Annotated in this window: 8 protein-coding genes and 2 pseudogenes; 7 read left to right on the forward strand and 3 right to left on the reverse strand. The window is 64.2% G+C overall.

All coding sequences use genetic code 11. The features are described 5' to 3' along the window. The 5 genes and pseudogenes from tolB to ybgF form a co-directional block, all read left to right on the forward strand. A pseudogene (tolB, locus tag JOZ76_RS20435) lies at positions 1-622 on the forward strand (Tol-Pal system protein TolB); the annotation flags it as partial. Between the two features lie 177 nt (positions 623-799). After that, positions 800-3,130: a putative bifunctional diguanylate cyclase/phosphodiesterase gene (locus tag JOZ76_RS20440; RefSeq protein ID WP_291701233.1), complete on the forward strand. Its 2,331-nt coding sequence runs from the start codon at positions 800-802 to the stop codon at positions 3,128-3,130. A 292-nt stretch (positions 3,131-3,422) separates the two neighbouring features. After that, the gene (locus tag JOZ76_RS20445; protein WP_291701234.1) at positions 3,423-4,163 is read left to right on the forward strand and encodes an N-acyl amino acid synthase FeeM domain-containing protein; all 741 of its coding nucleotides are present in this window, start codon (positions 3,423-3,425) and stop codon (positions 4,161-4,163) included. Between the two features lie 260 nt (positions 4,164-4,423). Beyond that, the gene (pal, locus tag JOZ76_RS20450) at positions 4,424-4,912 is read left to right on the forward strand and encodes a peptidoglycan-associated lipoprotein Pal (RefSeq protein ID WP_291701235.1); all 489 of its coding nucleotides are present in this window, start codon (positions 4,424-4,426) and stop codon (positions 4,910-4,912) included. A 189-nt stretch (positions 4,913-5,101) separates the two neighbouring features. Beyond that, on the forward strand, positions 5,102-6,184 hold the full coding sequence (gene ybgF / locus JOZ76_RS20455; protein ID WP_291701236.1) for a tol-pal system protein YbgF: 1,083 nt from the start codon (positions 5,102-5,104) through the stop codon (positions 6,182-6,184). A 22-nt stretch (positions 6,185-6,206) separates the two neighbouring features. Here the strand turns inward: ybgF and JOZ76_RS20460 are convergent, their stop codons facing one another. Continuing rightward, a complete protein-coding gene (locus tag JOZ76_RS20460; protein ID WP_291701238.1) occupies positions 6,207-6,887 on the reverse strand; it encodes a 2-hydroxychromene-2-carboxylate isomerase in 681 nt (226 codons plus the stop codon). A 103-nt stretch (positions 6,888-6,990) separates the two neighbouring features. On the opposite strand from JOZ76_RS20460, the gene tilS reads away from it, so the two are divergent. Both tilS and ftsH read left to right on the forward strand, forming a co-directional pair. Further along, entirely contained in the window at positions 6,991-8,064 is a 1,074-nt protein-coding gene (gene tilS, locus JOZ76_RS20465) for a tRNA lysidine(34) synthetase TilS (protein WP_291701244.1), read from the forward strand. A 247-nt stretch (positions 8,065-8,311) separates the two neighbouring features. After that, positions 8,312-10,234: an ATP-dependent zinc metalloprotease FtsH gene (ftsH, locus tag JOZ76_RS20470; RefSeq protein WP_291701240.1), complete on the forward strand. Its 1,923-nt coding sequence runs from the start codon at positions 8,312-8,314 to the stop codon at positions 10,232-10,234. A 172-nt stretch (positions 10,235-10,406) separates the two neighbouring features. Here the strand turns inward: ftsH and JOZ76_RS20475 are convergent, their stop codons facing one another. Beyond that, a complete protein-coding gene (locus tag JOZ76_RS20475) occupies positions 10,407-11,648 on the reverse strand; it encodes a glycosyltransferase family 87 protein (RefSeq protein WP_291701242.1) in 1,242 nt (413 codons plus the stop codon). A gap of 37 nt (positions 11,649-11,685) precedes the next feature. After that, positions 11,686-12,509: pseudogene (locus tag JOZ76_RS20480) on the reverse strand (hypothetical protein); the annotation flags it as partial.

Below are 12,509 nucleotides of genomic sequence, written 5' to 3' on the forward strand. Positions count from 1 at the left end.
CATCGAGACCGGGCAGCGCGAGATCGTTGGCAATTTCCCCGGCATGTCGTTCTCGCCGCGCTTCTCGCCGGACGGCCAGCGCATCATCATGAGCCTGCAGCAGGGCGGCAATTCCAACCTGTTCGTGATGGACCTGCGCTCGAAATCCACCACGCGGCTGACCGACACGCCGGCGATCGACACGTCTCCGTCTTATTCTCCTGACGGCAGCCAGATCTGCTTCGAGTCTGATCGCGGCGGCAAGCCGCAGATTTATGTGATGCCGGCACAGGGTGGCCAGGCGCAGCGCATCTCGTTCGCGCGCGACGACGTTAATGCCAGCTATTCCACGCCGGTATGGTCGCCGCGCGGCGACTACATCGCCTTCACGCGCCAGGGCGGCGGGCAGTTTGCGATCGGCCTGATCAAGCCCGACGGTTCGGGTGAGCGCATCCTGACCTCCGGCTTCCACAATGAAGGGCCGACCTTCTCGCCGAACGGGCGCGTCCTGATGTTCTTCCGCGATCCCGGCGGCACCGGCGGACCCTCGCTCTACACGATCGACATTTCGGGCCGCAACGAGTTGAAGGTGCCGACCCCCGGCTTCGCCTCCGACCCGGCCTGGTCACCGCTGTTGTCCTGAGCAACGATTGCGGGCGGAAACGATATTTACTGTTGGTTGTGGCTGCCGCGGGATTCCGGCGAATTTACGGGTAAATCGTGGCGAAGCAACTTTGCGCTAACGATGTTCCCTCAGAAAGGCTTCATCTCGGGCAGGTAAGAAGGCACCCTCTGAAGAGGAACGTGCACGCGGGCCCGAATGCAATTGGCAGACGAACAAGGAAACGGCAACGATCAGGGGATCTCGTCGACGCTCTCGGCGGCGCTGATCGATTCGCAGTTCGAAGCTGGCGGCCCGCTGCTTGCAGGCATCGTCTTCGTGGCCGTCGCGGCAGCCATGACTGCGCTCAAGACAGGAGAAATCCTGATTTGGGCGTGTGTCTCGCTTCTCATCGTGGCCGGAACTGTCCGGGCAGGCGATTTGTTGCGGTATCAAGCTCGCAAAGCGTCCCTGACCGTCGAAGAAGCTGCCCGCTGGCAAAAGCGTTATCAGATCGGGGCGATGATTCAGTCCGCTGCGGTCGGCATATGGTGCTCCGTCACCCTGCTGAGCAGCGATGACGCCGTGGCCCACATGATCTGCCTGTCGGTCACCAGCGGGCTCCTGGCGGGAGCCGCGGGCAGGGCCTATGGACGGCAATGGATCTTTCAGCTGCAGGCTGCCCTCAGCTTCGGTCCAACCGTCATCGCATTGGCGTTACGCGGCACTCCATACTACGTCGCGATGTCGGCCCTGAGTGCGACATTTCTGATGGGACTGATGCAAATCTCGGCCAATCTGCACAGGATAGTCATGCGCGCGATCGTGGCGCGTGAGCGCGAGGCGGCGCTTGCGCGGCAGTTCGACACTGCACTGAACAATATGCCGCACGGGCTCTCGATGTTTCGCGCCGACGGCCGGCTTGTTGTGATGAACAACCGCTTCCTAGAAATGCTGAATCTGCCCGATGATATCGTCACCAGCCAACCGACCGCGTCCGAGATCGTCGACGCCTGCGTGGCCGGGGGCGCCATTTCGGCTGCCAGCGGCAGGTTGATTCTCGCGGAAATCGAGCACACGCAGGCGCGCGACATGATCACCACCGATCCCGACCTGCTGCGCGACCGCTCGCTGTCATGGACCTTCCAGCCGATGGAAGATGGCGGCGCCGTCGTCCTGCTTGAGGACGTCACCGAGCGTTGCCGGGCCGAAGCGAGGATCAGTCACCTGGCGCGCTATGACGAATTGACGGAACTGCCCAACCGCGTCAGCTTCCGCGGCGAGATCGAACGCGTGCTCGCGCTTCCGCAGGAGCGTGGCCGGATCTCTGCGCTGCTGTTCGTCGACCTCGACCAGTTCAAGCAGGTCAACGACACGCTCGGCCATCCCTGTGGCGACCAGCTGCTCTGCGCGGTCGCCGAGCGGCTGCGCCGGATGCTGCGGCCGGAGGATTTCGTCGCGCGCTTCGGCGGCGACGAATTCGTGGTGTTCCAGCGCGATATCCGCTCCAACGAGGAGGCCGCCAACCTGGCGCGGCGGATCGTCGACCAGCTCAGCGAGCGCTACAAAATCGACAACCATCTGGTCGAGATCGGCGCCAGCGTCGGCATTGCGATTGCGACGCCCGGGACCAGCGCAGACACGCTGATGAAGAACGCCGACATGGCGCTGTACCGCGCCAAGGCCGATGGCCGCGGCACCTTCTGCTTCTTCCGCGACGAGCTTGCGCAAACCGTGGAAGCACGCCGCATCCTGGAACTCGACCTGCGCAAGGCGCTGCTCAGCGAGGAATTCGAGCTGTTCTATCAGCCGCTGATCAACCTCAAGTCGGGCAGGATCACCACCTGTGAGGCGCTGCTGCGCTGGAATCATCCGGTTCGCGGCACGGTGTCGCCGATCGACATCATCCCCGTCGCCGAGGATATGGGCCTGATCATCGACCTCGGCCGCTGGATCCTGCGCAAGGCTTGCACGGAATGCATGAAGTGGCCGGAACGGGTCAGCGTTGCCGTGAATTTCTCGCCGCAGCAATTCCATCAGCGCGACGTGCTCAGCGAGGTCCGCTATGCGCTTGAAGTCTCCGGCCTGCCGGCGGACCGCCTCGAGATCGAGATCACCGAATCGTCGCTGCTGCACAACACCCAGCTGACCCACGACGTGCTGTCCCAGCTCCAGGGCCTCGGCGTGCGGATCTCACTGGACGATTTCGGCACCGGTTACTCGAGCCTGAGCTACCTGCACAACTTCCCGTTGCAGAAAGTCAAGATCGACCGCTCCTTCCTGGAGGGGATCGACAGCGATCGTCCGTTGACGCTGCTGCGCGGCGTGGCGCGGCTGTCGGCGGACCTCGGCATGCGCGTCGTGGTCGAGGGCATCGAGACCAACGAGCAGCTCGAGCTGATCTCGACCGACGGCACCGTGACCGAGGCACAGGGCTATCTGTTCAGCCGGCCGGTGCCCGCAGCGCAGATGCGCCATCTTCTGAACGCGTCGCATGGCCGACGTGGCGAGCCCGAGCTGGCGGCCGGTCTAGTACGATCGATTGCCTGAGCTGCGATGGGTTTGGGACGAAGCCGATCGCACCCTGGGTCGCGGCTTGAGCATGATCTCGCAACTCGGGCCCCCGGCATGATCGCAGACAAGCGGGGCGAGCTGTGCGCTGAAACGCGCGGCCGTCGGCAGCGCCTCGTGCTGCAGCCGTCGAGCCGGTGGTTGCGGACCGCAAACTTAACCCTGTTGTCCTTAAGGCTTTGCAATCCGGTTAAGAGGCCATTAACCTCTTGGGCGGGGCGAGTACAACCTGCATCTTCTTGCAGTGCTCGCGGAAGTTGGTGGCGTATCGATGACATCCGGGGCCGAATCGCACACGTCGTCATTTGTGCGAGGATCAGGACTACTTGATCGGGTTGACTACCGACTCCTCGAAACGCCTGAGGAAAAGGATGCCGTCTATTTGATGCGTTACAGGGCTTATCTGCACGGTGGATTGATTGCACCGTCAGAGTCTTTGCGCGTCTACGATTCCTATGACGATGCGCCCAACGCCTGGCTCTTCGGAATCTATGTCGACGGAGAACTCTGCAGTTCTCTGCGCCTTCACGTGCTGACCTCGGAATGGCGGACGTCCTATGCGACCGAATTGTTCGGTGATGTTCTTCATCCCCGCCTTGATCGTGGCGAGGTTTTCATCGATCCGGCTCGTTTTACCGGCGATCCCGAAAAAAGTCTCCGCTTCCAGGAACTCCCCTATGTGACGCTACGGCTGGTTTTTCTGGCCTGCGAGTATTTCAATGCAGATACGGGACTGGCGCTCGTACGTCCCGAGCATCAGGTCTTCTATCGCCGTATCTGTATGTATGAGACCATTGCCGAGCCGCGCCCTTTTCCCAACGTTTCGAAGAAAACGGCCTTGATGGCGTCGGATTTCCGGAATGTCCGGGAAAAGATCCTAACGCGGTTTCCCATCATGCGATCGAGCGCTTTTGAGCGGCGGATGCTGTTCGATCGGACCGACCTGCGGCAGGCCATGCCGCGTCCGACGCTGGTACCCGCCCGCGAGCGCGTCTCCGGCGGTCGAGCGTAGACCGGACGCGAGGTTCCGGTTCCAGGGTGTCACCGGTTATCCACGCTGGGCCAAATTTGAGGTCCAGGCGGTCCCGGAGCGGCTTGCCTTGACCCCAGACCGGCCTTTACAAGTCATTAACCATCGCGATCGCTTTTCGGCATTCGTTCGCATTTGACCGGGGTCGGCAAGACCCCGTCAAGGTTGACGGAACGTTCGCTTAACCATCGCCCTGTAGACCGGATGACAGGTCTTAAGAACGTGAGCGTGGAGGCTCCGGAATGAAATACCAAATGCGTATCCTCCAGGGATTGAAGCTTGCCGCGGTGCTCGCGGTCGCACTGTCGATGGGCGCGTGCGCGAACAAGAACATGGCGGCCGATGCCATGGCGAATGCCGCCACCCCGGGCAGCCAGCAGGATTTCGTCGTCAATGTGGGCGACCGCGTGTTCTTCGAAAGCGACCAGACCGATCTCACGCCGCAGGCAGTGGCGACCCTGGAGAAGCAGGCGCAATGGCTGCAGACCTATCCGCGCTACTCCTTCACGATCGAGGGTCATGCGGACGAACGCGGAACCCGCGAGTACAACATCGCGCTTGGTGCACGCCGCGCCCAGTCCGTTCGCACCTTCCTCGCCTCCAAGGGCATCGATCCCGGCCGGATGCGCACCATCTCCTACGGCAAGGAGCGTCCTGTCGCGGTGTGCAACGACATTTCCTGCTGGTCGCAGAACCGGCGCGCCGTGACGGTGTTGAACGCCAGCTCCTGACGCACGCGCGATCCCCGCAGAGTTGCAAACCGGCGCCGTCAAGGTGCCGGTTTTGCGTTTTGAATTCGCGCCAAAAGGCGCATTTGTGCCAGTCACATTTTTGGCGTACTAGGCCGCTCAATGGGGCGCGTTTTGCGGTTACGCCCATCCGGTCCCGTCCGGTCCTTCATGGCAATCTGTCAGGGCAAAATGTCATCCCGCTTTTTTTTCTCGACATGCGCTGCGGCGATTGTCGCAAGCTTGGCACTCTGTTCAGCCGCTCCCGCGCAATCCGATGACCCGGATCCGGAACTGCGGATCCAGCGGCTCGAGAATCAGCTCAGGCAGCTCACCGGGCAGAACGAGGAACTGCAGTTTCGCAACCGGCAGCTCGAGGAGCGGCTGAGGCAACTGCAGGGCGGCGGCCAAGGTGCGCCCGGTGGCCCGCCGGCCGCGCAGCCCAGCGCGGCTGTCGCGCCGCCCATTCAGCTCGATCCCGGCTATCGCCAGCAGGGCGCGGCGGCCGACCCGGGCTATCCGCAACCGCAGGCCCAGGGCGGCTATGCCCAACCCCAACCGGGTTATGGGCAACAGCAAGGCGGCTACGGCCAGCCCCAGATCGCCTCGCCCGCGCCGATCGTTCAGGAATCCGCACCTGCAAGCCCGCAGGGTGGCCGTCGCCGCGGCGATGCGTTCGATCCGGGTCAAAATCCGAACGCACCCGGTGCGCCTCAGGCGCTGGGTGGCGGACGGCTTCCGATGCCACCGGATGGGGGCGCGCCTGCGCCGCGTGGGGCAGGGCAGCCGGCCGAGCAGGCCAATGTCCCCGGCAGCCGTCCGCCGCCGGGAAGTCCGCCGCCGCAGGCCAATCCGAACGCTGCCGGGGTGCTTGCCACCGCGCCTCCAGGCAACACACCCCGCGACGAGTACGATCTCGGCATCGGCTACATGCAGCGCAGGGACTATGCGCTCGCCGAGCAGATCATGCGCAATTTTGCGGAAAGATATCCCAGCGATCCGCTGATCGGCGATTCTCAATACTGGCTCGGCGAGAGCCTGTACCAGCGTCAGCAATATCGCGATGCGGCCGAGATCTTCCTCACGGTCACCACCAAATACGACAAGTCGGGAAAGGCACCCGATGCGCTGCTGCGGCTCGGCCAGTCGCTGGCGGCGCTGAAGGAAAAGGAAGCCGCGTGCGCCGCATTTGGTGAGGTCGGGCGGAAATATCCGCGCGCTTCCGCCGGGGTGAAGTCCGCCGTCGATCGCGAGCAGAAGCGGGTGAAGTGCTGACTTCCGTTGCCGCCTGGCTGGTCTACCCAGCTCCCGAGGCCGCTGGGCGGGTCGAGGACGGTGTCAGCGAATCAAGGCGCCGCATCTCCTCGGACTTGAACATGTCGGGATTGTCGAGATAGGCCCGTGCCATGGGCAGGGCATCGACGCCCCAGAACAGCTCGCTGCCGACCTGCAATGTCGGCACGCCGAACAGACCGGCTTTGACCGCAGCCTCGGTGTTGGCGCGGAGCTTGGCTTTCGTATCAGAACCCTCGACCAGCGCGGCCGCGTCCGCGACATCGAGCCCGAGGGCGGTGCAGGTCATCTGCCAGCTCGCCTCCGCCGACAGGTCCAGTCCATCGCGCCAGATGCTGTTCATGACGGTGCGGACGGCGTTTGGCGTCGCGCCGAGCGCGACCAGCAGCCGCAGCGGCCTCAGCGGATTGAACGGATGGTGCGGCGGAAAGCGGAACGGAATGGCGCGCCGCTCCGCCTCGAATACGCAAAGCCGGTAGGTGTGGAGGCGCTTTGGCGGAATCTCCGCAGGGCCGAGATGGCGCCAGTGCTCGAGCAGCGCGGCGAACAGGATCGGCTTGTAGGCGATGCGGATCCGCTCCGCCAGCTTTTCGATCTCACCGAGCGCAAGATAGGAAAACGGCGAGATCACGTCGAAATACCAGACCGCATCCGTCGGCGAAGCCTTTGCATGTGGCGAGCTCATGATACTGCTCCCTGGCGCGTTGCGTCAGATCTTGTGTCTCGCAGTTCGATCCATCAAGGCCTGAGTGGCGCCCGGCCGTCTCTGCACGCATAATGGCCGCATCATGCGCGACGAGGAAAATGCCCCGATCTCGGTCCAGGAAGCGAAAAAGCTGTTCGCGGACTGGAAGGCGCTGCCTGCGATCGTGCTCGCCGTGTCGGGTGGACCGGATTCGGTCGCGCTGATGTGGCTGGTGGCGCGCTGGCGGCGGGCGCTGACGCGCGGTCCGCGTCTCGTCGCCATCACCATCGATCATGGCTTGCGGGACGAGGCGGCACGGGAGGCGCGTGACGTCAAGCGCCTCGCGCGCGAGCTTGGCCTCGAACATCGCACGCTGCGCTGGATGGGCGACAAGCCGAAGAGCGCCGTGCCGGCTTCGGCGCGCGCGGCGCGCTATCGCTTGCTTGCGGACGCCGCGCGCGCGGCGGGCGCGAGCCACATTTTCATCGCCCACACCCGGGACGATCAGGCCGAGACGCTCTTGATGCGCCTCGTGCGCGGCAGCGGCATCGCCGGCCTCGGCGCGATGGCGCGCGAGAGCGAGCGCGAGGGCGCCGTCCTCGTCCGCCCGCTGCTGAACGTCCCGAAGGGCCGGCTGATTGCAACCCTGAAGCGGGCGAAAATCGCCTATGCTGACGATCCGACCAACCGCGATCCTGCCTTCACCCGGCCGCGGCTGCGCGCGCTGCTCCCGCAACTCGGCAGTGAAGGCGGTGATGCGCGCGTGCTGGCCCGCCTCGCGCACAGGCTGGCGCGGGCCAATGCGGCCATCGACGTGCTGGTCGACGGAGCCGCGCGCTATCTGGTCGCGAGCGGGCACCTCAGCACGCTGCGCGAGCCGAAGGCCACGCTGGTCGACGCGGGACATTTTGCCGCCTTGCCGGAGGAAGTCCGTCTCCGCCTGCTGATGCGCGCGATCAATGCCGTCGCCTACGAAGGGCCGGTGGAGCTCGGCAAGGTGGAGTCGCTGCTCGCGCTGCTCGATCAGGCGCTATCAGGACAAAGATCAGCAGGAAAATCGACCGGAAAGGGCCTGAAACAAACTCTTGCCGGGGCGCTGATCAGCCTCACCGCGACCTCTCTTCGCATCGAGGCCGCGCCGCGGCGCCGCCATCGTGCAGCTATGATGCGCAAGTGAATACCGGCGGCTGGCAATTTGATATGCCGCGAGAATCTTAACCACCTTCCAAACGCTGTCTTTGATGTCATTTTTTGAACGGGAATCGCGTTAGAATGGGTATAAATAGTCCGATCCGGTTCCCTTGGCAGCGGTCCGGACGGCACCTAAATTACAACGTGGTCGACCGGGGGAATCCCTCGTAAAACCCAGGGATCAAACCAGAGGGCTTGAGGGCCGCGATCCGCGCGACCACGAAGGAAAATCGATGAACGCCAACCTGCGCAATTTCGCCCTTTGGGTCATAATCGTTCTTCTGCTCCTGGCGCTGTTCACGCTGTTTCAGAACCCGGGCCAGCGCGCCTCCTCGCAGGACATCTCGTTCTCGCAGCTTCTGACCGAGGTCGACCAGGGTCACGTCCGCGACGTTCTGATCCAGGGGCCGGAGATTCATGGAACCTTCACCAATGGCTCGTCGTTCCAGACCTATGCGCCGAGCGATCCGAACCTGGTCAAGCGACTCTACGATGCCAAGGTCTCGATCACGGCAAAGCCGCCGGGTGACAACGTGCCGTGGTTCGTCTCACTGCTCGTCTCGTGGTTGCCGTTCATCGCCCTGATCGGCGTCTGGATCTTCCTGTCGCGCCAGATGCAGGGTGGCGCCGGCAAGGCGATGGGCTTTGGCAAGTCGCGCGCAAAGATGCTGACCGAGGCGCATGGCCGCGTCACCTTCGAGGACGTCGCCGGCGTCGACGAGGCCAAGCAGGACCTGCAGGAGATCGTCGAATTCCTGCGCGACCCCGGCAAATTCCAGCGCCTCGGCGGCCGGATTCCGCGCGGCGTGCTCTTGGTCGGCCCGCCCGGCACCGGCAAGACGCTGATCGCGCGCGCCGTCGCGGGCGAAGCCAATGTGCCGTTCTTCACCATTTCCGGCTCCGACTTCGTCGAGATGTTCGTCGGCGTCGGCGCTAGCCGCGTGCGCGACATGTTCGAGCAGGCCAAGAAGAACGCGCCCTGCATCATCTTCATCGACGAAATCGACGCGGTCGGCCGCCATCGTGGCGCCGGCCTCGGCGGTGGCAATGACGAGCGCGAGCAGACGCTGAACCAGCTCCTGGTCGAGATGGACGGCTTTGAGGCCAATGAGGGCGTGATCCTGATCGCGGCCACCAACCGGCCCGACGTGCTCGATCCGGCGCTCTTGCGTCCCGGCCGCTTCGACCGCCAGGTCGTGGTGCCGAACCCGGATGTCGTCGGCCGCGAGCAGATTTTGAAGGTGCACGTGCGCAAGGTGCCGCTCGCGCCCGATATCAACCTGAAGACCATCGCCCGTGGCACGCCCGGGTTCTCCGGTGCCGACCTGATGAACCTCGTCAACGAGGCGGCGCTGACGGCGGCGCGGCGCAACAAGCGCATGGTGACGCAGGCCGAGTTCGAAGAGGCCAAGGACAAGGTGATGATGGGCGCCGAGCGCAAGTCGCTCGTGATGACCGAGGAAGAGAAGCTCTTGACGGCCTATCACGAAGGCGGCCACGCCATCGTCGGCCTCAACGTCGTCGCCACCGACCCGATTCACAAGGCGACCATCATTCCGCGCGGCCGTGCGCTCGGGATGGTGATGCAGCTGCCGGAACGCGACAAGCTGTCGATGTCGCTGGAGCAGATGACCTCGCGCCTTGCGATCATGATGGGCGGTCGCGTTGCGGAGGAACTGGTGTTCGGCCGCGAGAAGGTCACCTCGGGTGCGGCCTCCGACATCGAGCAGGCCACAAGGCTCGCCCGTATGATGGTGACGCGCTGGGGCCTGTCCGAAGAGCTCGGCACGGTGTCCTACGGCGAGAACCAGGACGAGGTGTTTTTGGGCATGTCGGTCTCGCGCACCCAGAATGCGTCGGAAGCGACCGTCCAGAAGATCGACTCCGAGATCAAGCGGCTGGTCGAAGAAGGCTATCACGAGGCGAACCGGATCCTCACCGAGAAGCGCGCCGATCTTGAGACGCTGGCCAAGGGGCTGCTCGAGTTCGAGACGCTGACCGGCGACGAGATCACCGATCTGCTCAAGGGCAAGAAGCCGAATCGCGAATCGGTGCTGGAGCCGTCCACGCCGCGCGCCTCCGCAGTGCCGCCGGCCGGCAAGCCGCGGCCGCGCCCCGATCCGGACGCCGGGCTGGAGCCGCAGCCGCAGGCGTAACGTCACTCACCCTTCACCCGGTTAAAGTCGCTTTCGCAAAAGCCCGGCAACGAGCCGGGCTTTTTGCATTTTTGTCGACCGCGCACAGGTCGCCTGCGGCGCCATCGGGGCGGATTGCCCGTGGTGTGACGCTCGTCCCGCGCCTCGCCGGCGCGAGCGACAAGTCTCGGCTTCAGGCGACGGCGCCGACCTCTAGCCTCTTCGGCTCGCGAAGCTCGCTCAGGATAAGTCCGATGAGCGCAACCGTCAGCAGTGGCGCGAACCGCGCGGCCACCACGAGAGCAGGCGGGCTCACCAGCGGCACCAGCCAGATGCCGAAGCCGAGCAGCCAGTGCGAGCGGTTTGGCGCTTTGATTTCGCCGGCGAGCCATAGGGCGACCGCAGCTACGAGCAGGATCGCGTCGTAGGGACCGGAGTGGGGCGCAGCCAGCACCGCAGCCGCAAGCAAGACCGCAAGCTGCTTGTCGCTGCCGAGTGAGGAGCGAAAGGCCACAAAGGTTGCGGCCGCGGAAGCGGCAATCGCCATGAGCTGCAGCAGTGATGCCAGGAGGTCTGGCAACCCGAGCAGAAAGGCGCATGCCCAGACGCTGTGACCCCAGATGCGGCCATACTCAATCCATTTCGGTTCGGGACTGGCGAGATTTGCAATGGCCTGCGCCCCCCACCAGGTCCAAAGATCTGCTCCGAAGATAACCGCGCTCGCCCCAGCCAGCACGAGCGTGGAGCAGGCGGCGGCGACCAGGCCGCGCCATTGACGCCCCGCAAGCAACGCGACCGGGACGAGCAGCAGGAACTGCGGCTTGAAACTGAGAATACCGAGCACGGCCCCCGCGAGGACCGGTCGGGTCTCGAGCCAGCGAATACCAAAGATCATGATCGCCGCAACCAGGAACGCGCACTGGCCATCGGCTATGTTGATCGCGGCCGCGGGCGAGAGCAGGACAGCCGCGGTCACATGGCGGCCGGAAACGGCATCGGCGCCAATTTTGAGGGCGGCTACGAGAAGTCCGCCGCTGGCCATCTGGAAGGCAAAATAGGAGCCGATGAAGCCGAGCGGCGCGAACGGCAGCAGCAGGACGAGAAAGCTCGGTGGATAGAACCAGGGCCGAAATTCCAGAGGCGACGAAAGCCAATCCGCGAACGCGCGATTGAGATACGCCGTAAAATCATCCCCGTTCATGATCAGCTGCAAATGGCCGGCGAGCGCCGACCGGACCGCGCCGTAAAACACCATCCAGTCCGTCCCCGGCGCGATCAGGTTCAGACCGATCGAGCCGGGACGGATGAAGGTCGAGACCAGAAGCGCCCAACCGTAAAGGCTGGCGACGAATGCGGCTGGCAAGACGCACCTGCGAAGCCAGGTCCGGTCGCTGCTGACATCGGAGATCGCGCCCGGTTTCGCATGGATGCTCACCTGAAATCTCCAGCCGATTCGTCGCCCGCTATCGCAGTCAGTCGGCAGCGTCTGTGGCGGTCGCGCTGCCCACCCGGGTCTTGTCGGTTCGGACGTGGATGACGGCGATGTCATCGGCATAGAGTCTGGTCCAGCCTGGCGCGTGATCCAGAAGCTGCACAGCGGGCCTTTCCGGAGCCAGCAGAGTGGCATCGACGTGAAACTCGTCGAGCAGCCCGGCGACCTGATCCAGACTGCGGCCCTCGACCGCCCCGAAATAGTTCATCGTGAATCTTTCGCCGTAGAGCTCGGCCCGGCTGTCGATAAAGGTCGGGGTGTGGTTCGCGATCAAAAAGCCGCCGAATTGATAGTCGTTGAAGATGCGCCCGGCGTGGCGCTGCCGCAGCATGTCGAGTGCGGCTGCCGGCGCCTGCGTCCTGACGAACGCGAAATCGTGATGCGCAGCAAAGACCATCGTCGAGGCGAGCGTGCCGCCGATGATGGCGAGCACGCCCAGCGCGGAGACGAGCGACGAGGCCCCGCTTTCGATCGTATCCGCAGAGATTGCAGAAGCGGCCTGGTCTCTGAACGGCCTTGCCATCGCCAGCGGGGCCAGAAACGCGAACGCCTCGAGACATCGGATATGCGACAAGGCCATATGCGTCAGCACCAGCAGCAGGGCGATGCGCGGCAGCGACAGCACGATGCCGCGATGCAAGGCAAGGCCAATCAGGGCAAGCAATGCAGCCTCGAATGGTCCGAAGCTGCTGAAGTCGGCCGGCCGCCATTCCGACACCACCGTCAGGACCTCACCGAGATTCATGATCCTCACGGCGGCAATCAGCGTGTTGTGGACATAGGGCGTGCAGCAGCTCGCGACCA

This window comes from Bradyrhizobium sp., from assembly GCF_019244115.1.
Lineage (GTDB): Bacteria > Pseudomonadota > Alphaproteobacteria > Rhizobiales > Xanthobacteraceae > Bradyrhizobium.